A 22,271-nucleotide genomic window follows, 5' to 3' on the forward strand; every position below is an offset into this window, starting at 1 on the left:
TTATTCCAACTTGATGGAAGATAGCGTATCGTAATTTGCATTCGTTAGGCCACGAAAAAACAACATGAGATGGCTGAATTATCACAGGAGTATTTATGTTTAAAGTGACCACCCCACAAAGCAGCGAAGATTGGCAAGCGTATTATTCATTGCGTTGGCAGGTTTTAAGAGCGCCATGGGGCGAGCCGCGCGGTTCTGAACAGGATGATCTAGAGCAAGACGCAGAGCACCGCTTTATCAAAAATAATGATGGTGAAGTATTAGGTGTGGCACGTCTTCACTTTAATAATCATCAGCAAGCGCAAGTACGTTACATGGCGGTAGCCGAAGGTAACCGCAATCAGCATATTGGTAGCCGTTTATTACATGAATTAGAAAAAATCGCATGGACTCAAGATGCAGATGAACTCGTGTTGTTTGCTCGTGAGCGAGCTCTTGATTTCTATAAGCGTCATGGCTATGAATTAAAGGAAAAAGCACATTTAGCTTATGATGACGTACAGCACTGGAAAATGATTAAACAAAAGCCCTCTGAACCAGGCTGGTTCCGTCACCCCAATTGGACACAGGTGCTACAAAATACATGGCGTGAATCAATTCCAATTAGTGATGCGATGGGTATTAAAGTTGAAAGTTATACTGATTGGCAGTTTACTACCCGTGCTGATTTAGATGCGAACTTAAACCTTCACAACACCATGTTTGCTGGCTCTATTTATAGTTTAGCCACATTAACAGGGTGGGGAGCAACTTACCTTGCACTGAAAGAAGCAGGCCTTGAAGGGAATATCGTGTTAGCTGATGCCAACATTAAATACTTAAAACCGCTTAATACCGACCCACGAGGTTGTGTTGATGTGAAAACTTGTAAAGGTAACCTTAGCGAACTGCAAACAAAAGGCAAAACCAGTTACGTAGTGCCTGTTACTATATTTGATGGCAACGACGTTGTTGCAGAATTTGAAGGAGTGTTTGTTGTGGTTATGTTGCATTAGTTGATTTTATGTTGATCTCTTGAGTTTCTTAGCTATAGTTTAAGTTCCGATTATGGATACATCGAGCTAGGGATTGATATTATGTATAAATTTATTATCTGCTTAGTTTTGCTAAGCGTGTCAGGGAAAACATTTAGTCAGGATTTTAAGGCTAGGATCTGTAAAGACTGTACTTATTCAGAAGCTAAAGAAATTGCGAAAAAGTTAAAGCCAAAACTTGTATGCCAGCAAGTTGGTAGAAATCCTAATCCTGTATTTGGAAGTGAAGAGCAATGCTATTCAACGACAAATAAAGTATTAGTGGTTAACCAAGCTACCCGAGAAATATTCGGTTTTTATAATGAGCATAGTAATCAAGGTACACCGCGTTACAATATGTCAAATACACTTAGAGATATGAGTAGCTATCCTACAGCAGTTGATACTTTGATTAATGACGTACTAGATACATATGCTCAGCTAGATGAGATCGCAGCGCAAGTTACAGCTGACTTTAATCAAGGGACGATGCCAAGTAGTACAGAAAAGTTAAAATTCAATACATACAGTACTGCCAACACAACAAATACGACTTGTGACAATGCGCCTGAGGCTAAAGCTATGAATGCGATGCTTGACGGACGAAATATGGCGAATGTTCAAAACCGTGCACAAGAATACGCAAGGCAAAAAAAATTAGATACTCGCTCATTTCATAAGACACGCTTTACCGGAGTTAATTTTGGGGTCAGTGCAGGGGGCGTTTCTGTGGGTGGGACGTGGGAGTATATCCCTGTAAATAGAACTGTCATTCAAAATTTTACACTAAATACTGACGTGCCAGTAAACTATCCGCGAAATCAAGTTGGCTATGAGTTAAGTTTAAACAGTGCAGGCTCTATCTCGATTGACATTAATCCCGATGAGACTAAATTTGATGGTATATCTTTAACAGTCTTGAAAAGGGTTAATTTCTCTGTTTCACAAATTTCAAACTGCTTAGCTGAGTTGTTTGACAAAAAATTTCCAAAGTCAATAAGTAGCCCTGGAGGTGGTGCCATAGGTACTCCTGCAGGATCAGGAAGTGCACCTTTAGGTTGGGGAAATATACCAGTTGTAAGAGGTGGTGGTAGATTAGGTACTTCTGGAGGTGGAGGCACGTGTACCCACCACTATTATGACCATCATGGCAATCCAATCGCGAGCATCCAGGGGGCATGCCCTTAACTTTAAGCTTAACTTATAGTTAACTAAGCTAAAATGTAAAAGCACTAAACGTAGAATTGTTTAGTGCTTTTTGTTTCTCACTTAAAATCAACTAAATTAATACAAACTAAAAATGAAACTTAAAGTAAGTCAGTTAACAGAATACCCACGCCGAAGCGTTCAATATCGGCGTTGTAATCAATCAAACTCTCACCATAACCATTAAAGTACTGTGCATAACCACGTAACCTGCCCCAAAGAGGGAAAGACCAATCGAGTTGAATTGCCCCGCGATTATCTGAGTTTAGATTATTGCGTGTCATAAAGCTGAATTCATGTTCGTTATAACGGTAAGCGCCAGAAAACTCAAAGTAACCCATGTATTTATAGATATCAGGGTTGTCATCACCACTGGCTTCTAGTTCATCGTCTTTTTTATCTTCTGGGATGCGGTACCAAGGCTTGAAACCAAACACGAACCCCTCTTTTTCCCATAAAAAGTTGGCATAAATACGGTTCCATGAACGTGAGTTTGGTTGGCTGCGGCCATTTGATTGATGTGATGCACCAATCGCAATTGCCATTTCATCTCCCCATAAGACATTTTCTTCATCAAGGTAGTTTATCCAGAATACCTCTGGCTCATAGTTGGTTTCACGAAATGGTGAAGAGATATCTTTGTTGTAAAACTGCCAAAACGACTGCATCGTAAACGCAAAGTACACACCTTGATCTTTATCTGAGAAGCCTTCAAAGATAGGTACCTTAATTGACAGCTGATATTTTACTTCGAGGTTGTCGAGTGGCTCACCATTTGTTTCTTCTGCTAGATCTTTTAAACCGTCAAAAGGGCGAGTATTTGGATGCGATACGTAAGACAGTGGCAAGATATAGTTACGTTTATGTGGCGTGATTACATTGCGGTTTTTTTTACTTACTTCTTCGCGTGCTTTTCGTTTATCAAGTGCAGTAAGCTTTTTACTTTCATCTAAGTCTGAGCATTTTTTGCGAAGTTCTTCGAGTGTTTGTTTACCGTCACCGCCAATCGCTTCATTTAAAATACATTGTTTTACTAATTCGAGCGCGTCATCTTGTTCATTGGTTTTTGTTTCTTCAGTCTGCGCCATAACAGGTACAGAAAGTAAACTAGCGACAGCTAGCCACATGCGCCATCCCATTGCGATTTCCTTATTGAATAGAGGTGAAGTTGAGATAAGTATAACGATTTTTACATAAGTAACCGTGAACTTGTACTGAATTGTTAAATTTTTAGGTAAATAGAGCCCCAAGCGAAACTTGGGGCTCTGCTGTTACGGCCTAAGCCGTGACTCTCACGCAATGAGAAGAGGTGAGCTTATAGCTCAAATACGTTGGTAAAAAACTTATATAATTCGGTGCCTTGATTCACGCTTGCTGAAGCAAAATGCAAAATAGCAATGGCGTCTTTATCAAAGCTTAATGTTTGTAGAGGCTGCTCAGAAAGGTAGCGCTCCATTCTTAAAATACGGGCAATGGGCTCGCCTGCTTTAATATGGCCGCCCAGTGGGGCAAGATATTCAACCATGCCACCCATAGGTGCGTAGTAGGCTACATAATCTTCAAGCATGCAGGCATAGCGTGTCATCGCTTTTGGTTGATACGCTGCATCAACCAATACCTCTTTGTGATTGAGGTAGCTTAAAATGCTATTTGCATCTTCAAAAGCCGCACTTAAATCGATTTTTTCTTGGCTACCAAGTTCAACGGTGAATGCTTCGACTTGAACAGCAAATTCTCGGCCTTGTTTGCCAAGCTCTTCAGATAGTGACCACCATGGGCAGAAACTCGCTTCATCCATCGCGCCATCAAAATCATTCGGGATCAATAACACATGCTCAATGTTGAAATAGCGGGCGCTGCCTTTAGCGTATTCAGGGCAGTATAAGTGCTGACTTGAGATAGGCCCAGTGTGAAGGTCTAAAACAATATCAGCCTGATGGGCGAGCTTTTGCAAGTTAAGGGCAATACGTTTACCGGTTGTTAGGCTGTAATCTGGGCCCGTTAATTGGCTGTCAATGTCAGTAACGAGTGCCCGTTTAAACGCTGCTTTAAGGGTCGCATCATCACTGTCTTTGTGCTGTTCAGCAATTTGTGATGGTAACGCTTTGTTAAAGCGATACATACGGTTCCAGTTGGTGCCCGTAATTGGATCGAAGCGACCTAAGGTAAACTCACCTGATTTTTGGTTGCAACCAATAGGGTTGGCATAAGGCACTAGGGTAATATCGCCACGCAGTTTGAGTGATTTTAGCTGCTCAAGCAATTGATAAATTACTGCATTACCTTGTACTTCAGCGCCGTGCATATTGGCTTGTACATACACGTTTGGTCCTGAGCCATCGCCTTTTAAGCGATACACAGGGATTGTCAGTGGTAGGCCGTTGGCAATCTCGCCAACCACAATATTCTCTTGGCTGATTAATTCTTTACTCATGGCAATTACCTTAAATAATAGCTGGCATTTTCAGCGCTACGGATGCACTCAATATTGCCTTGTTCAAGGATGTATTCAGCCGCTAATTCGTGGCATAAAAAGTACGGCATACTTTCGGTAAAGCCGTATGCACCACATTGGCTGAATACCAACCAGTCTTGTTCATTTAAATCGCTTGCTAATTGGTGTTCACCCAAGCAATCAAGGGCGGTGCAAAGTGGGCCGTATAAAGTCATTGCCTTAGGTTCAGCTGTCGATTTACGCAATAACGCCGCAGGAAAATTTTGGCTTGTCACTGCAGGGCGAAGTAAATGGTTAATACCGCCTGATAAAATCACCTGCTGTTGATTGTAATTCTCTTTGCGCTCAACGACTGGGGTTGCGTAATGACCACATTCGCCCACCGCATAGCGGCCAAGTTCCATCCAAAGCTCTTTGACACCAGCATCAGCTTTAATGCTCGCGAGGGTCTCGATAAGTGCAGACCAATCAAGTCGGTTAGCATCTTGGGTATAAGGGATGCCTAAGCCCCCGCCTAAATCGAGAATATTAAGATTAATATTTAGTGAGTTAGCCAGCTGTTGTAATGGCGAAATCATCGTGCGCCATAACTCTGCGAGCTTGTTAGTGCTCAGCATATTGCCCCATTGGAAAATATGCAGACCGTCAAAGCTAAGAGCTGGGTAATCACTGACCGTGAGAGCTTGCCACTCATCACAGCCCAAACCAAAAGGAGTGAGGCTGTCGCCGCCAAGCGGGTTCTTTTCGCTGTCTGGCCAACGCAGTTGTACACGCAATAGAACTTGCAACTGACAACTTGCTTTCATTGCTTGTTCGTTTAACCAGCGCACTTGGTTAATGCTCTCGGCCACAAAGGTACGTACGCCGCGAGCAATAAAATGTGAAATTTGTGCAGGGCTTTTTGCAGGCCCTGTGTTGAGCACGCGCTCGCTATCGATGCCCTGGGCAAGTACTTGCTCAAGTTCACCTTTACTTGCAACATCAAAGTTAAACCCTGCGCTGTCTAAACATTGAATAATGCGAGACAGTGGGTTGGCCTTAACGGCATACCAAAGTTTCACATCGGTTTGCGCAGTCAGTTGATTTAAATGTGCAGTTAATTTATCTAAATCATAGATAAAAAATGGCGTATCAAGATGCGTTGAAACGTGTTCAACCGCTTGCTTGATGGGCGTGCTCAAAAAGCTCATTAACGTAAAACCTCTTCTAACAATAATGATGCATCGCTTTGTTCGTCACGGTATTTCACTATCAGTGCACAAGACATGCTTAGACCTTGCTCGCGAGCCCACGCATTTGAAGCAGGGCGAGAGCCTGGGATCACAATCGCGTTTTCTGGGATCGCTTCACCTTTATCTAGCTGGCGCTCATTCACACAATCGTAGACGGGAATAGTTGCAGATAAGCGCACACCCGGCGCAAGCACAGCACCTTTTTTCACAACCACACCTTCAACAATAACGCAGCCTGCGCCGATGAATGCATCATCTTCAATCACCACTGGGCTGGCACCAATTGGCTCAAGTACGCCACCTAACTGTACTGCTGCACTTAGGTGGACATTTTTACCTACTTGTGCGCATGAGCCCACTAGTGCGTGGCTGTCGACCATCGTGCCTTCATCGATAAAAGCACCAATATTTACATACGCTGGTGGCATGATAATCGTGCCTTTGGCAACGTGTGCGCCACGACGAACACTGCTACCACCTGGTACCATACGCACGCCTGCATCGGCTGCAAAGCCTTGTGGTGCTAAGTTGTGCTTATCAACAAAACCACCTGGGAACTCGGTATTCGTGCCATTTTTGAAAGCGTCTAAAATGCCTTGCTTAACGTCAACATTGGCGTGCCAGTTGCCGTTCTCGTCTTGTGTTGCTGCGCGAACTGCGCCTGATTCTAAGTTGTTTAATAATTCTAACCAGCTCATGATAAAACCTGTTTTTAGTTCCAAGATAAAATTGTGTTGTTTGCGTGGGTGATGCCGTCTGTTTGCTCAAGCTCTAAATGCGTAAGCGGCGGACGTAAATGCGGGGTATTTATTTTACCTTGCAGGTGCATCAGTACTTTTACGGGGATTGGGTTTGCCACAGCGAATAAACTTTGGATTGCTTGCGACCAATCGGTGAATAGATTTGGGTATTGACCACTTAAACTGCGTTTAACAAACTCATGGGTTTGACTCGGCCAAGCATTCGCGGCAACCGACACTAAACCTTTTGCACCAGCTTGAGCAAAATACGGCATAAGTGCATCATCGCCACTGAAAATGGCCAGTGTTGGCGATGCCGTTCTAAAACCTTCAAATTTACTAATGTCGCCACTGGCTTCTTTTAAAGCCCACAGGTTTTTGTGCTCAGCAAGGTTTTTGATCACCTGCGGTGCAATCTCAACTGCGCTTCTTCCAGGTACGTTATACAACATACAAGGGTGATGACTTGCGTTAAGTAGGCTTTCAAACCAATGTGTTTGGCCAACAACCCCAGGTTTTGCATACAGAGGTGAGCCCAATAGATAGCCATGAATAGGGAGTTGATTGCAGTATTCAACCCAAGCAATTTGTTGCTTAAGGTTCATGCCGCCTACAGCAACCATGAGGGGGACACTCGGTGCTAATTGGCAAACATGCTCAACAATGGCTTGCTGCTCTTTAAGTGAAAGCGCCAGTCCTTCACCGGTACTGCCAAGTAATAAAATGCCGTTATTTGCATCTTGCTGCTCAGCCACCAGTTGTTCAAGGGCCGTGTAATCGACCTCGCCAGATTCAGAAAATGGCGTGACAAGCGCTGTCCATAATGGATAGTCGTTTAAATCAAAATTGTTGATCATCTCTCACGAACTTATAAGGTATTCGAAGAGTTTATGCGGGAACATTTGAATGGAGCCGCATGTCGTCATTCGAACAAGGTATAATTCGAAGAGCGAATGGGCTTAAAATAATAAAGACGCGACGGCCTTATTATACTAAGACCAGAAGCTCTCCACCAAACTAATCAATAGCACTTTGCTATTGTTGGTGACAGTCGCTGGGATTCAGCCCAGTCGCCCGAAATAAGCACCTCACAAACGGTGTTACTTCTCGGCGTTAATTCCCCTCACGTATGATCAACAGAGTCTGTGCTCTTCCCATACGCTACCTGAATAACGCACCTCTTCCAGCCCTTTATGCTCGCTTTAAAGGTTAAAGCCAACATAGTTAAATAGGGTATATTCGGCGATTAAAGCATTTTAGCCATCTAGGTGTCAAGGCGAAGGGTTTGTTTTTAGTGACCGATTTTGCAACATGGTTACGTATAAGCGTGTTTTTACGTACACTTAGCGTTAACCAAATAAATTGGAAAAATGATGGAAAAATTTAACGATATTTATCAACGAGCCGTATCTCGAAAGGGCAGCGAAGACATGCTGCAGACACTGTTATCAAACCCGCTCGATGATACTGATATTGCCAAAATGCATGACGATTTATGGTTAGAAGAGTTCACACGTAAAGTTTTTCAAAGTGGCTTTTATTGGTCTGTTATCAATAACAAGTGGGCAGGTTTTCGCGACGTGTTTTGGGATTTCAGCGTAGAAAAATTGTTGATGATGCCACCGGATATGCTTGAGCAAAAAGCCAGTGACGAGCGCATAGTTCGTAATTTTAAAAAAGTACAAACGATCCCAGAAAACGCATACATGATCCACGAAGTTGCTGAGCAACATGGCAGCTTCAGCCAGTTTATTGCGGATTGGCCAACTGACAATATTATTGGCTTGTGGGCCTATCTTAAAAAACATGGTGCGCGTTTAGGAGGGAATACTGGCCCTTACGCTTTGCGAGCGCTTGGTAAAGATACCTTTTTACTTTCTCGCGATGTAGAAACCTACTTGCGTGCTCACGAGTTGATAGACGGGGGCTTACAAACTAAAAAATCGTTACAAGCAGCGCAAGATTTTTTCAATGAACTACAACAGCAAAGTGGCTATAGCCTGCAAGCACTTAGTCAGCTTGTGGCCTATGGGGTTGGTGATAACCGCGTAGGTGTAGCCACACGTTAAGGACAGCTATGAAACTGCAAACTCGATACACAGATATTAGTGAACTGCTTGCCATTAAAGATATGCCGAGCGCCGTTGCTGAGCCGCAATTACTGCTATTCAATGATAGGCTGGCTGATAACTTTTTAATTAAACATGACAGCGAACTTTTAGCTAAATTGCTATCTGGTTCAACGATAGATAGCGCCGTTGCTCCGGTTGCACTTGGTTACTCAGGTCATCAGTTTGGTCATTTTTCACCGCGTCTTGGTGATGGCAGAGCGCATTTGCTTGGTGCGATTGAGGATCAAGGAGGCACATTGTGGGATATGCAATTAAAAGGGGCGGGAGCAACTGTATTCTCGCGCGGTGGTGATGGTCGCTGTGCCATTGGCCCTGCAGTACGTGAGTACATTATGAGTGAGGCGCTTCATGCGCTAGGTATCGCGACTACACGCTGTTTAGCTGTGGTGACTACTGGTGAAACGGTATATCGCAATCCTCCTCGACCTGGTGCAGTCGTCACTCGCTTAGCTAAAAGCCATATACGTGTAGGTTCATTTCAATACTTAGCAACACAGGGTGATATAGAAGGGTTAGAAAAGCTTGTCGATTACGCTATCAGTTGTCATTTTCCTGAAATTAATAGCACTGGAGAACAGCGCTATATCGACTTTTTAACAGCTGTACAAGACAAACAAATTGAGTTGATAGTAAGTTGGATGCGTGTCGGTTTTATACACGGTGTTATGAATACTGATAACACCTTGATAAGTGGTGAAACCATTGATTATGGTCCTTGCGCTATGATGAACAACTTTGATTTTGATACTGTGTTTAGCTCAATTGATCACCAAGGGCGTTATGCATTTGGCAATCAGCCGACGATTGCCAATTGGAATTGTGCACGCCTAGCTGAAAGTCTATTGCTCTTATTTAAAGATGAGAAACAGGCGCTTACAGACATTTCGGCGGTTATAAATAGTTTTTCAACTCGGTTCAATGATGCCTTTAATTTGATGTGGCAACAAAAGCTGGGCTTAGAAAGCATGGAAGAAGATGATCATATACTTGTTTCTGAATTGTTGACGTTAATGAAGCAACATAAATTGGATTATACCAACACATTTAATCTTTTGACTGAGTCATTACAGTCTCCGGTAACCATACCTGCCAATATAAAAGAATGGTATAAAAAATGGTTTTTAAGAACATCTACTCAAAGTTATAAAACGATGCGTGCTGTTAATCCTGCAGTCATTCCACGCAACCATAATATCGAAATGATTATAGGTGAATATGAGAACTCTGGAAAAAGCGCTTCACTGGAAGCATTTTTGAAAGTGATATCAAATCCTTATAATTATAAAGCTGAAAATACACATTGGTACGCGCCTCCTAAGGAAGGTGATGCGAATTATCAAACTTTTTGTGGAACTTAAAAAATTCCAGAAAAGGCTGATTGTTAGCGACTGTGCCTAAGTGTAATATTTAACACTATGCTAAGAAATATGACTGAACACTTTTTATATAAATTTATGTACCTAGTTATTAAGTCTATTTTTTAGTTAATTTATAGTGGTTGTTCATTAACAATAATAACGTATTGTTAATTTGAATGACGATTTAACTATAGTATTAGGTAAGTTTTATATTATCACCTATAGTTTCTAATGACCTAAATCAAACTATGATTTGAGTTGGTAATATAACCTGCTACCTATTAAGTATAGGTTAACAAAACGAAGAGTATTCTGCTTATAAAATGGGCTGGGATGACTTAGCTGAAAATTTTAATTGTGAAAATGGGAAGGAAACAATGAAATTAAAATCACTTACAATGGCGATCGCATTAGCTGCAACTAGTGCATCAACATTTGCTGCAGAAAAAGAAGGTTTTTATATCGGTGTATTCGGTGACTACTACGATGCATCTTGGATTGCAACAGATTACTCACCTAACGTGAGAACTGGTTATGCAACGGGCTTCGGTGCTGAGATTGGTTACCGATTCTCAGATTACTGGAGTGCTCGTTTAGAGTACGCTGATGGAAATATTGATACTGAACACCTAATCACGGGTGATAAGTACGACATGGACATGGATAGATACGGCATTGACATGCTGCACCATTTTTCTGGTGGTCCATTCTACGGTGTATTAGGTCTGAAAGAAATTGATGTGTACGAGAAAAGTACATTTGCAAACATTGGTTTAGGTTACCAGCACTTTGTAACTGAAGGTCTATCAGTTAACTTTGAAACATCTTACTACCGAGGTTTAGAGTTCAGTGAGTCAGACTTAAACGCTAAGTTTGGTGTAAGCTACTTATTCGGTCAATCAAGCGAGCCAGCGGCGCCTGTTGAGCCAGCTCCAGTTGTTGTTCAAGAGCCAACAGATTCAGATTCTGATAATGATGGTGTACTTGATGCTGATGACCAATGTGCAAACACGCCTATGACAGATGCTGTAGATGCAACGGGTTGTACTTTATATGAAGAGAAGCCAGTAACAATTAGCCTACTAGTTAGCTTTGCTCATGACTCAGCAGCCGTTCCACAACGCTACTTTGATGACATTGCTGAAGTTGCTACCTTCATGAAAGAAAACACAGACGCAACGGTTGTTTTAGAAGGCCATGCTTCAGCAGTAGGTGATGCTGAGTACAATATGACTCTATCTAAGAAGCGTGCGGATGATGTTGCTGATGAATTAATCAAAGACGGCATCTCTGAAGATCGTATTTCAACTGTAGGCTATGGTGAAGAGCGTTTGAAGAATGAAGCAAACACTTTAGAAGCTCACGCTGAAAACCGTCGTGTTGAAGCACAATTAACATCAACTCAACGTGTAAAAGTTATGCGTTAATAGTGAGTTGTAAGTTTTGATAAACCCAGCCAAGTGGCTGGGTTTTTTTATGCCCAAAATAAGAATGATTCTTACTTAATAAATATTCATCTGAATAGCTTTTTTTTTAACTACTATTCATGCTATTTATAGTGAATATAAAGTGCCTAACCGCAGCATGGATTTTCATCTATACTTAAAAGCTTTATAATCAATCGTCAGAATACTATAAGTACTGGGTTATATATTTGGTATTTAGTTTAATACTACCGAGTACTTTCACGTCACCAAGAGGGCAATATTGTGCTACAAGAATATCGTAAACACGTAGAAGAACGTGCCGCGTTAGGTATCGTACCAGCGCCATTAGATGCTCAGCAAACGGCTGATCTTATTGAACTAATTAAAAATCCACCAGCAGGCGAAGAAGAGTTTATTGTTGATCTTCTTGTTAACCGCGTACCACCAGGTGTTGATGATGCTGCTTACATCAAAGCAGGTTTCTTAGCTGCAGTTGCAAAAGGTGAAGCGAGCTCTCCACTGGTATCAAAAGAAAAAGCTGCTGAGCTACTTGGTACTATGTTAGGTGGTTACAACATAGCACCTATGATTGATCTTTTGGATGACGCAGCGTTAGCACCAATTGTTGTTAAAGGTTTATCTAACACATTATTAATGTTCGATGCTTTCTACGATGTAGAAGAAAAAGCGAAAGCAGGTAACGAGTTTGCTAAGCAAGTAATCGAGTCTTGGGCAAATGCAGAGTGGTTTGTAAACAAGCCTGCAGTTGCTGAAAAAATCTCAGTTACGGTATTCAAAGTAACTGGCGAAACAAATACGGATGACCTTTCTCCAGCACCTGATGCATGGTCACGTCCAGATATTCCACTACATGCTTTAGCAATGCTGAAGAATGAACGTGATGGCATCAATCCTGACAAACCAGGTGAAGTGGGGCCAATCTCACAGCTAGAAGAGCTTAAAACGAAAGGTTTACCTCTTGCATATGTTGGTGATGTAGTTGGTACGGGTTCCTCTCGTAAATCTGCAACTAACTCTGTACTTTGGTTCATGGGTGATGATATTCCTCACGTACCTAACAAACGCGTTGGTGGTGTATGTTTAGGCGGTAAAATCGCCCCTATCTTCTTCAACACAATGGAAGACTCTGGTGCGTTACCAATTGAGCTACCTGTTGATGAGCTAAACATGGGTGACCAAATCGATATCTTCCCATACGAAGGTGTTGTTAAGCGTCACGGTACTGATGAAGTAATCTCTACTTTCTCTTTAAAATCAGACGTAATTCTTGATGAAGTGCGTGCTGGTGGTCGTATTCCACTAATCATCGGTCGTGGTTTAACGGATAAAGCGCGTGCATCACTAGGTATGGAAGCTGAAGATATCTTCCGCAAACCTGCTCTTGTAACTGATTCTGGTAAAGGCTTCACATTAGCTCAGAAGATGGTTGGTAAAGCATGTAACATGCCTGGCGTACGTCCTGGTCAATACTGTGAGCCGAAAATGACCACTGTTGGTTCGCAAGATACAACAGGTCCTATGACCCGTGATGAACTTAAAGACCTTGCTTGTTTAGGTTTCTCTGCAGATTTAACAATGCAGTCTTTCTGTCATACATCAGCTTATCCTAAACCAATCGACGTAAACACTCACCACACACTTCCTGATTTCATCATGAACCGTGGCGGTGTATCACTACGTCCAGGTGACGGTGTAATCCACTCATGGTTAAACCGTATGTTATTACCAGATACAGTAGGTACGGGTGGTGACTCGCATACTCGTTTCCCTCTTGGTATTTCATTCCCAGCGGGTTCTGGTGCAGTCGCATTTGCAGCGGCAACAGGTGTAATGCCTCTTGATATGCCTGAGTCAATCTTAGTACGTTTCAAAGGCGAAATGCAGCCAGGTATCACATTACGTGACCTCGTTCATGCTATCCCTTACTACGGTATCAAAGAAGGTCTTCTAACAGTTGAGAAGAAAGGTAAAATCAACGAATTCTCTGGTCGTGTACTAGAAATTGAAGGTGTTGAGCACCTAACTGTTGAGCAAGCTTTCGAACTTTCTGATGCGTCAGCTGAGCGTTCAGCGGCAGGTTGTACAGTTAAGCTTTCTAAAGAGTCTATTGCTGAATACCTAGAGTCAAACATCGTAATGCTTAAGTGGATGATCTCTGAAGGTTACGGTGATGTTCGTACTATTGAGCGTCGTATCACAGCAATGCAAGAGTGGTTAGCTAACCCTGAACTTATGGAAGCGGATGCAGATGCAGAGTACAAACATGTACTTGAAATCGACCTTGCAGACATTAAAGAGCCTATTCTTTGTGCTCCAAATGATCCTGATGATGCACGCCTTCTTTCAGACGTTACTGGCGAGAAAATCGATGAAGTATTTATCGGTTCTTGTATGACTAACATCGGTCACTTCCGTGCTGCAGGTAAACTACTCGATGGTTTCAGTGGTCGAATCCCAACTCAACTTTGGGTTGCACCACCAACGAAGATGGATAAAGACCAGCTTACTGACGAAGGTTACTACGGTATCTTTGGCCGTGTAGGTGCACGTATCGAAACGCCAGGATGTTCACTCTGTATGGGTAACCAAGCACGTGTTGCTGATAAAGCAACGGTTGTGTCTACCTCTACGCGTAACTTCCCTAACCGTCTAGGTACTGGCGCAAACGTATTCTTAGCATCAGCAGAGCTTGCAGCAGTAGCGGCAATCTTAGGTAAACTTCCTACACCTGCTGAGTACCAAGAGTACGCAGCTAAGATCAATGCAACGGCAGCTGATACTTACCGTTACTTAAACTTCCACCGTATGCCTCAGTATACGAAAAAGGCAGATGAAGTAATCATTCAGCAAGCTGTTTAATAAGTAAATAGTGTATTTTTACTTTAAAGCCCGCATTTTTGCGGGCTTTTTATATTTTAGATTAAATTTTCATTATTTTGACTTTATCGATCTTAAAATTGATCAATAACTGCATAGAGTTTACATAATAACGCAATATTTTCCCTTCAATTGCATTAAAATCCTCGCCAATATTCTCAACATTTAAGGCGAGATCTTTATGACTACATTAAACAACCAGAACCTCTTACAACTTCGCTTTGTAAGCCAAGCACATATTGACGCAGTTAAGCCTTCTTTTGCTAACCTTCCTGCTAATCCATACGCAGATGGTGAATTTCGTAAGCGTCGTTATTCAGTAATTAAAGTTGTTGATGGCGAACTAAAACTACAACCAACAAAAGCATTCGTACAAGACGACTCTATCAATACCTTTCAAGGTAATGTTGAGCGTACCTATGAAAATCTAGAAGATAGCTTATTAGCCACTGATGGCATGAAGCAAATCGTTAATCAGTTCCGCGATATGACCGGTATTAGCGATGACCGCGATATTGAAATCCATCAATTTAGAATGCTTGCGATCGACAGCGACACACCTGCTGCCCCTGAAGGTGTTCACCAAGATGGTTTTGATCACGTGTGTGTATGTGGTGTATCACACGAAAACCTAGAAGGTGGTGAGCTACTTGTGTATGAACACCAGCAAGCAGAGCCATGTTTCAAAATGGAAATTAAAGACGGCATGTTCGCGCTTATTAATGACCGTGAAGTATGGCACAACGCAACGCCAATGAATAAATTAGACGCAAGCAAAGAAGGTTACCTTGATTGCTTCGTACTAACTGCGTAAGGATAAAACATGAACTTAACGCAATTACGTCGCCAATTTCCTGCACTTATGCAACAAGTTGCGGGTCAGTCGCCGATTTTCCTTGATGGCCCAGGTGGCTCTCAAGTGCCACAGTCAGTTTTAAGTGCCATGACTGCTTATTTGGGTTACTACAACTCAAACTTAGGCGGTGCATTTTTCTCAAGTGATAAAACGGTTGAGTTAATGGCAAACGCTCGTCAAGCTGCAGCCGATTTACTAAATGCGCCATCTAAAGAGCAAATCGTATTTGGTGCAAACATGACAAGCTTAACGTTTAGCTTTAGCCGTGCAATTTCGCGTGATTGGACTGAAAATGATGAAATTATTGTCACCAATGCTGATCACTTCTCAAACGTTTCATCGTGGCAGCAAGCTGCTGAAGATAAAGGTGCGACAGTAAAAACGGCGCTTATCAACGAAGCTGATTGCAGCTTAGACATGGCCCACTTTGAAAGCCTTTTATCAAGCAAAACAAAGCTTGTAGCAGTGACGTATGCATCAAACACCACAGGTTCAATTAATGACATTAAACGCATCGTTGAGCTTGCACATGCTGTTGGTGCGCTCGTTTATGTTGATGCCGTTCACTATGCACCTCATGAGCTGGTAGACGTACAAGCACTTGATTGCGACTTCTTAGCCTGCTCTGCATACAAGTTCTTTGGTCCTCACCTTGGTATTGTATATGGCAAACGTGAGCACCTTGAAGGTTTCACACCATACAAAGTTGAACCTGCAAAAGATATTGCGCCAGGTCGCTGGGAAACCGGTACACAAAGCTTCGAAGCCCTGGCTGGCCTTATTGCTGCGGTTGACTACATTGCTGCAATTAGTGAGCTTGATGACAGTCATGCACGCCGAGAAAAACTCGCGGCCGCTTTTGCTATCACTAAACAACACGAAATGTCACTCAGTAAGCATTTCTTAACTCGCTTAGCAGATTACCCACGTATTAAGTTATTTGGTATTAATGATTTGGCGCGTTTAGAAGAGCGTACACCGACCTTTGCTTTAACGTTTGAAGGTATCGAGCCGCGTATCGTGTCTGAATTTTTAGGCAAACAGCATATCTGTGTGTGGGATGGTAATTTCTATGCACAAGGTTTATGTAAGCAGCTAGGTGTATTAGATACCGGCGGTGTAGTACGTATTGGTTGTATGCATTACAACACTATTGAAGAACTCGATCAGGTTTTCGATTTATTTGATCAGTTATTAAAAATGTAAACATGTAACTAGTTAGCTATCAGAATGTCGTTTCTGATAGCTAATATAACAAGTTTACGATTGCGGCTGTCCATAAATTTGTTCTGCGCGGTTAAATAAAATCCACGACGTTAGAATATACTTATCGTTTGAAATAGGCTTGTTGCCACGGTGAGTATGCGTAAAGTAACCTGGTGCTATTACCATAGAGCCTTGTTTTGGCGATATTTTACGTTGTTGATAGTAAAACTCTGTTTCTCCACCTTCTTCGACATCATTTAAGTAAAACATAAATAACAGCACACGATGCAAGGCTTCGTTATGGCCAATTTGTGGGTATACCTCACTATGCCAATACGGGTAGCCACCTTTATTAATGTCGTACTTTTGTGCCTGAATAGGACCCATTCTAAAAATTTGCTGGACTAATAGTGGCAGTTGAGGTTTACCAACTTCTTCATAGTTATCGTGTGTTAAATCAACTGGTTTTCCTGTTTTCGGATGATACACTTTCAACCCAAAGGCACCAATCATCATGAAAATGTGCTCTTCAATGTATTTAAAGACGTAACCAGCAGTGACTTGCTGAATGTGTTTTAATTGTTCAGCATATTCTGGGTGATTACTCAGATATAAGTCATGACTATCTTTCTTTGCTAAATCGATACCGCCAGAGGTCATGCCCTGCTTTAAATGCGCGCTTTGTTCAAATAGCGTGATAAAGTTGTCGCAAAATTCTTTACTAAGGGCGTTTTCGTATACACGAATAAAGTCCGTCATGAGCTACCTTTTATTTATATTTTTTATAGGGTTACTATGTTTACAGAAAAAATCTCGCCTCGTTTTAGCGAAACGGATGTTCTAGGGCACATCAACAATACCGTACTCCCCGTATGGTTTGAAGCAGCGCGTGTCCCTATTTTTAAATTTTTTACACCTGATTTAAACCCTCACGACTGGAAATTGATTATTGCTAAGGTTGAAGTCAGTTTTGTTGGTGAGCTTTTTTACGGCCATGAGGTTGAAATAAAAACAAGCGTGGAGCATATCGGTTCAAGTTCATTTGTGGTGAGGCAAGAAGCTTGGCAGCAAGGCACATGTTGCGCAGTCGGTAAAACAGTGTTGGTGCGCTATGATTTTAATAATAAATGCTCACAAAAGCTTGATGAAGATGAAAAAACGGCACTTGCAGCACATTTATTCGCTTCAGAATAGGGCATTTATGCCGACATTCTTTAGTGCTTGAGGTAATATACGCGCTCATTATTTTGAGTCCGTATTTCTGGGTTACACGCAATGCTGTTAATGATTGATAATTATGATTCGTTTACCTATAACTTAGTGCAGTATTTTCAGCGCTTAGATCAAGATGTATTGGTAAAACGAAATGATGAAATCAGTATTGCTGAAATCAAGCAGCTCAAGCCTGAGCACATTGTGCTTTCACCAGGACCTTGCTCTCCCAACGAAGCTGGTATTTCACTTGAGGTTGTTGAACAATTAAGAGGCCAGTTGCCAATTTTGGGAATTTGTCTTGGTCATCAATCTATTGCACAAGCTCTAGGAGCAAAGATTATTCGGGCCAAGCAGGTGATGCATGGTAAAACATCCGTTATTCAGCATACCAACCAAGGTGTTTTTACTGGGCTTGAAAACCCGCTTCGTGTGTGTCGTTACCACTCTTTGGTTGTTGATAAGCAAACATTACCAAATGAATTGACGGTTACCGCATGGACTGAAGTAAACCATGATTTAGACGAGATTATGGGATTAATGCATCGTAACTTAGCGCTTGAAGGGGTTCAGTTTCACCCCGAGGCAATTTTGACAGAGCAGGGGCTTGAACTACTTGCTAACTTTTTAACTCGCTTCTAATCTTAAGTTTATTGAATTAACAATTATGAACGAAAAAACGCCTGTGCAAATAACTGAACAAGATCGCCAACAAAGGATTGCAATGATGCTTGACGAGCGCGCGCATGATTTATTGCTTGGCCATAGTTTTGCACAACGTCAAATTGGTTATATTCATACACTTGAAATTGACTATGGTGAAAAAATCGAGCAACGCACTTTACTAGAGGTGGAAGTTGCCGCCCATAAGAAGCGCCAAAAATCCAGTACGGCTCATCATAAATACCGCGCACAAGCGAGTAAACAATTACATCAAGTTATCGAAACGGCAATGAACAAGCAGCTTGAGGATATTGATTCTGTTATCCATGAAACAATTGGCATACAGGATGCTGTTCCAGCAATTATTGATATCCTCGCTGTAAAGTCGGCTTCTGTAGGGCGAATTGAGCCTTTGGTACAAGACTTATCATGGTTAGGACGAGAGTTGGTCGCGCTTGTTAATTTGCCTTTTTATCGTAAGCAACGCAGTAAAAATACATCAGTTAAGGTCGATAACCCGTTATTAGCACTACGTTATATTGGGCTGGATAATTTAAAGTTTGTTGTTCCTACGTTTGCTGTACGTCATTGGATGCCTCATAGCACTGAACCATTTCCATTGTTAAAGCGTCGTTTACGCGACAACTCGATGGCGTGTGCGATTGCAGCGCAAGAGATTGCAAAGTTGAATGATGTAAATGAAGAACACGCATTTACCCTTGGCATGTTAATGGATGTAGGCAAGATTGCCTTGGTAAGGTTGTACTTGCGTACATTCGAACGTGTGTGGCAACGTAAAGTAACTATGGCACGTGAAGAGCAGAATAAGGATCTTCATACCGCTTTGCTTGAACTTAAACCTGACCCATTATTTTTAAGCTCTTTGTTGAGTAAGTTATCAATGACGATTACTGCTAAGGTAATTGAGCAAATGGCTTTTCGTTACCTGCCTTTCAAAGCGGTCATGGAGCAACTTATCTCGTCACATCCGATTAGCGATGAAAGCTTACCTTTAACTCGTGTTATTTTAAAAGCACGATGTTATGCACAATTTTTGAGCTTGAACGAACATCAATTAGTTGAAAAAGACGAAATCCAGTCTTGGTTTACGTATTTTGGTTTTACTCAAACAGAGCTCAAACATCTGGCTAAATGCAATTTTGAGAATTTCAATATCAAAATCAATTAAAAAAATTAACATTTTTTTTGCGACTATTCATTCATAGTTGAGCTCAATTCATCAACAATGTTTTGCTAATCTATATAAGCTTGCCCTCCTAGTATCGCGCCTTATTCTTGTAATTTACTGATAAAATCACTTTCAAATACTTATTCACTATCTATGAAAAAATATCTCAAGCCCTTTATTTTCAAGGGCTGCATGAAAGTTTTCTAAGAGACAGATGGATAATTTTCTGAAATAATGGATGAATGAAAATTGAACCAAAGAGTAATTTTGGTGATTTTGCGCTAAGCTCAATCGGCTCATTAAAAGGGCTTGTTTTTTACTTGCTAGTGCCAGCTTACTCTGTGTGTGCTTACAATTATGAGGATATAAAATGACAGTCAATCGCGAATTATTTGATCAAGTAATGGTTCCAAACTACGCACCATCAAGTGTTATTCCTGTTCGAGGCGAAGGCTCTCGCGTGTGGGACCAAGAAGGTCGTGAGTTTATCGACTTTGCAGGTGGTATTGCTGTTAACTGTCTTGGCCACTGTCACCCAGCTCTAGTAAATGCATTAAAAGAGCAAGGCGAGAAAATTTGGCATCTATCAAATGTAATGACCAATGAGCCTGCACTGCGTCTTGCTAAAAAACTGACTGACGCTACGTTTGCAGAAAAAGTGTATTTTGCTAACTCGGGTGCAGAAGCAAATGAAGCGGCGCTTAAATTAGCACGTCGTTTTGCCCTTGATAACTATGGTGAGCAAAAGTCACAAATTATCTCATTCAACAAAGGCTTCCACGGCCGTACCTTCTTCACAGTAACGGTAGGCGGTCAAGCCGCATACTCTGATGGTTTTGGTCCAAAGCCAGGTGACATTGTTCACTGTGATTACAACGATTTAGCAGCATTTGAAGCGCTTATCTCAGACAAAACGTGCGCTGTAATGATGGAGCCTCTGCAAGGTGAAGGCGGTATTATTTCGCCAACAGCGGAGTTTGTTGAAGGTGTTCGTGAGTTATGTACTAAGCATAATGCACTACTTATCTTTGATGAAGTACAAACAGGTGTTGGCCGTACGGGTGAGCTATACGCGTACCAAGGTCTTAATGTAACACCAGATATCTTAACGACTGCAAAAGCGTTAGGTGGTGGTTTCCCAATCGGTGCGATGATCACGACAACTGATATCGCTAAGCACTTAAAAGTAGGTACACATGGTTCTACTTATGGCGGTAACCCACTTGCGTGTGCAGTAGCAGAAGCAGCGTTTGATACAGTAAACACACCAGAAGTACTTAATGGCGTTAAAGAAAAGTCAGCATTATTCCGTGAGCTACTAACGAATATTAACGACAAGTACAATGTATTCACTGAAATTCGTGGCGAAGGCCTTTTAATTGGTGCTGTTGTTACTGAGCAATTTAAAGGTCGTGCAAAAGAATTCCTAGTTGCAGGCACAGAAGAAGGCGTTATGTCTTTAGTTGCTGGTGCAGATGTTGTTCGTTTCACACCGTCACTTGTTATTCCAGAAGCTGATATCCGCGAAGGTATGGCTCGTTTCGAAAAAGCAGTGGCTAAAGTCGTAAACGGCTAATTATCCAACTGTCATTTCAGGGCAAGTATTTGCTTGCCCACATTTCTTATTTACCGTTATTTATAAGGGAGCAAGCGGACTCATGATGATCCTTCGCCCAATCCAGCAAAACGACTTTTCAGCATTAGTAAAAATTGCTGATGAATCAGGCCATGGCTTTACGTCTTTGCCTAATAATGAAGAGTTGTTACAAAAGAAAATTGATCACTCTGTAAGCTCGTTTGCTAAAGCTGCATCGCAACCAGGTGATGAAGGTTACTTGTTTGTTCTTGAAGATAGCGAAACCGGTGAAGTGGTTGGTACCTCAGGTATCGAAGCAGCGGTTGGCTTGGATGATGCGTTTTATCACTATCATTTAAGCAAGGCAATTCATTCATCGCGCACACTGAATGTTTACAAAGCGGTTGATATTCTTACGTTATGTAATGACTACACGGGTGCGACAGAGCTTTGTACTTTGTTTTTAAAAGATGGTTACCGTAAAAATAATAACGGTAAGCTGCTTTCAAAAGCGCGTTTTATGTTTATTAATCAACATAAGCAACGTTTTGCAGAAACTGTTATTGCAGAGATGCGCGGTGTTTCAGACGAAAATGGTGAAAGCCCATTCTGGCAATGGTTAGAAGAGCACTTTTTTTCAATGGATTTTCCGACTGCCGATTACTTAACAGGTATTGGTCAGAAAGTCTTTATTGCTGAGTTAATGCCTAAATATCCAATTTACGTCAACTTACTTAGCAAAGACGCACAAGCAGTTATTGGACAAGTGCACGACAACACACGTCCAGCCATTGAACTGCTTAAAAGTGAAGGGTTTACCTTTAATGGTTATGTGGATATTTTTGATGCCGGTCCGACAGTGGAAGCAAAAGTAGATAATATCGCTACCATTCGTAATGCTAAAACACTTAGCGTGGAAATTGGTGAATGCCAAGGTGAAACTACCGCACTGATAGCAAACGATAAACTTGTCGATTTTAGAGCGACTGTAGCGCAAGTTAATTTGCTATGTGATGCAGATACAATCACATTATCAGCAGAACTTGCAAAAGCACTACACCTTAATGTGGGTGACAGTGTATCAGTTGCCGCACTTTAGAATTTAGGA

General features: G+C 41.7%; 19 protein-coding genes and 1 riboswitch. Of the genes, 13 read left to right on the plus strand and 6 right to left on the minus strand.

The window, feature by feature from the left end:
• Positions 1–95 precede the first annotated feature (95 nt).
• Both PAARA_RS06285 and PAARA_RS06290 read left to right on the plus strand, forming a co-directional pair.
• Positions 96–995: a bifunctional GNAT family N-acetyltransferase/hotdog fold thioesterase gene (locus PAARA_RS06285; RefSeq protein WP_062568231.1), complete on the plus strand. Its 900-nt coding sequence runs from the start codon at positions 96–98 to the stop codon at positions 993–995.
• 81 nt (positions 996–1,076) lie between these two features.
• The gene (locus PAARA_RS06290; RefSeq protein ID WP_062568232.1) at positions 1,077–2,201 is read left to right on the plus strand and encodes a hypothetical protein; all 1,125 of its coding nucleotides are present in this window, start codon (positions 1,077–1,079) and stop codon (positions 2,199–2,201) included.
• A gap of 119 nt (positions 2,202–2,320) precedes the next feature.
• Here PAARA_RS06290 and PAARA_RS06295 read toward each other — a convergent pair whose 3' ends face one another.
• From PAARA_RS06295 to dapA, 5 genes are all read right to left on the minus strand, one after another.
• A complete protein-coding gene (locus PAARA_RS06295) occupies positions 2,321–3,358 on the minus strand; it encodes a phospholipase A (RefSeq protein WP_062568233.1) in 1,038 nt (345 codons plus the stop codon).
• A 176-nt stretch (positions 3,359–3,534) separates the two neighbouring features.
• Positions 3,535–4,653: a succinylglutamate desuccinylase/aspartoacylase family protein gene (locus tag PAARA_RS06300; protein ID WP_062568234.1), complete on the minus strand. Its 1,119-nt coding sequence runs from the start codon at positions 4,651–4,653 to the stop codon at positions 3,535–3,537.
• 5 nt (positions 4,654–4,658) lie between these two features.
• The gene (locus PAARA_RS06305) at positions 4,659–5,864 is read right to left on the minus strand and encodes a PLP-dependent decarboxylase (protein WP_062568235.1); all 1,206 of its coding nucleotides are present in this window, start codon (positions 5,862–5,864) and stop codon (positions 4,659–4,661) included.
• Positions 5,864–6,604 carry a 2,3,4,5-tetrahydropyridine-2,6-dicarboxylate N-succinyltransferase gene (locus PAARA_RS06310; protein ID WP_062568236.1) on the minus strand — a complete coding sequence of 247 codons (741 nt, stop codon included), beginning with the start codon at positions 6,602–6,604 and terminating at the stop codon, positions 5,864–5,866. The genes PAARA_RS06305 and PAARA_RS06310 overlap by 1 nt, the downstream gene beginning before the upstream one ends.
• Before the next feature lie 14 nt (positions 6,605–6,618).
• Complete coding sequence (gene dapA / locus PAARA_RS06315; protein ID WP_062568237.1) at positions 6,619–7,503, minus strand: 4-hydroxy-tetrahydrodipicolinate synthase; 885 nt, start codon at positions 7,501–7,503, stop codon at positions 6,619–6,621.
• Positions 7,504–7,640: 137 nt separating this feature from the next.
• A riboswitch (Lysine riboswitch) is annotated at positions 7,641–7,837 on the minus strand.
• A 182-nt stretch (positions 7,838–8,019) separates the two neighbouring features.
• Between dapA and PAARA_RS06320 the strand changes: the two genes are divergently transcribed.
• The 6 genes from PAARA_RS06320 (at position 8,020) to PAARA_RS06345 (ending at position 16,523) form a co-directional block, all read left to right on the plus strand.
• On the plus strand, positions 8,020–8,715 hold the full coding sequence (locus PAARA_RS06320) for a DNA-3-methyladenine glycosylase I (protein ID WP_062568238.1): 696 nt from the start codon (positions 8,020–8,022) through the stop codon (positions 8,713–8,715).
• 8 nt (positions 8,716–8,723) lie between these two features.
• Positions 8,724–10,136: a protein adenylyltransferase SelO gene (locus PAARA_RS06325; RefSeq protein WP_062568239.1), complete on the plus strand. Its 1,413-nt coding sequence runs from the start codon at positions 8,724–8,726 to the stop codon at positions 10,134–10,136.
• Positions 10,137–10,513: 377 nt separating this feature from the next.
• The gene (locus PAARA_RS06330) at positions 10,514–11,563 is read left to right on the plus strand and encodes an OmpA family protein (RefSeq protein WP_062568263.1); all 1,050 of its coding nucleotides are present in this window, start codon (positions 10,514–10,516) and stop codon (positions 11,561–11,563) included.
• 282 nt (positions 11,564–11,845) lie between these two features.
• On the plus strand, positions 11,846–14,443 hold the full coding sequence (gene acnB, locus PAARA_RS06335; protein WP_062568240.1) for a bifunctional aconitate hydratase 2/2-methylisocitrate dehydratase: 2,598 nt from the start codon (positions 11,846–11,848) through the stop codon (positions 14,441–14,443).
• Between the two features lie 199 nt (positions 14,444–14,642).
• A complete protein-coding gene (locus PAARA_RS06340; RefSeq protein ID WP_054563473.1) occupies positions 14,643–15,275 on the plus strand; it encodes a 2OG-Fe dioxygenase family protein in 633 nt (210 codons plus the stop codon).
• Between the two features lie 9 nt (positions 15,276–15,284).
• Positions 15,285–16,523, plus strand: a complete 1,239-nt coding sequence (locus PAARA_RS06345) for a cysteine desulfurase-like protein (protein ID WP_062568241.1) — start codon at positions 15,285–15,287, stop codon at positions 16,521–16,523.
• Positions 16,524–16,577: 54 nt separating this feature from the next.
• On the opposite strand, the gene PAARA_RS06350 is transcribed toward PAARA_RS06345, so the two are convergent.
• Positions 16,578–17,282, minus strand: coding sequence for a 2OG-Fe(II) oxygenase (locus PAARA_RS06350; RefSeq protein ID WP_062568242.1), 705 nt, complete (start codon positions 17,280–17,282; stop codon positions 16,578–16,580).
• A gap of 36 nt (positions 17,283–17,318) precedes the next feature.
• On the opposite strand from PAARA_RS06350, the gene PAARA_RS06355 reads away from it, so the two are divergent.
• The 5 genes from PAARA_RS06355 to astA all read left to right on the plus strand — a co-directional run bounded on the left by PAARA_RS06355 (position 17,319) and on the right by astA (position 22,262).
• Entirely contained in the window at positions 17,319–17,717 is a 399-nt protein-coding gene (locus PAARA_RS06355; protein WP_062568243.1) for an acyl-CoA thioesterase, read from the plus strand.
• An 81-nt stretch (positions 17,718–17,798) separates the two neighbouring features.
• Entirely contained in the window at positions 17,799–18,377 is a 579-nt protein-coding gene (locus tag PAARA_RS06360) for an anthranilate synthase component II (protein WP_062568244.1), read from the plus strand.
• 49 nt (positions 18,378–18,426) lie between these two features.
• The gene (locus PAARA_RS06365; RefSeq protein ID WP_062568264.1) at positions 18,427–19,587 is read left to right on the plus strand and encodes an HDOD domain-containing protein; all 1,161 of its coding nucleotides are present in this window, start codon (positions 18,427–18,429) and stop codon (positions 19,585–19,587) included.
• Positions 19,588–19,957: 370 nt separating this feature from the next.
• The gene (locus PAARA_RS06370; RefSeq protein ID WP_062568245.1) at positions 19,958–21,163 is read left to right on the plus strand and encodes an aspartate aminotransferase family protein; all 1,206 of its coding nucleotides are present in this window, start codon (positions 19,958–19,960) and stop codon (positions 21,161–21,163) included.
• 82 nt (positions 21,164–21,245) lie between these two features.
• Positions 21,246–22,262, plus strand: coding sequence for an arginine N-succinyltransferase (astA, locus tag PAARA_RS06375; protein ID WP_062568246.1), 1,017 nt, complete (start codon positions 21,246–21,248; stop codon positions 22,260–22,262).
• Positions 22,263–22,271 lie beyond the last annotated feature (9 nt).

This window comes from Pseudoalteromonas arabiensis, from assembly GCF_001550155.1.
Taxonomy (GTDB): Bacteria; Pseudomonadota; Gammaproteobacteria; order Enterobacterales; family Alteromonadaceae; genus Pseudoalteromonas; species Pseudoalteromonas arabiensis.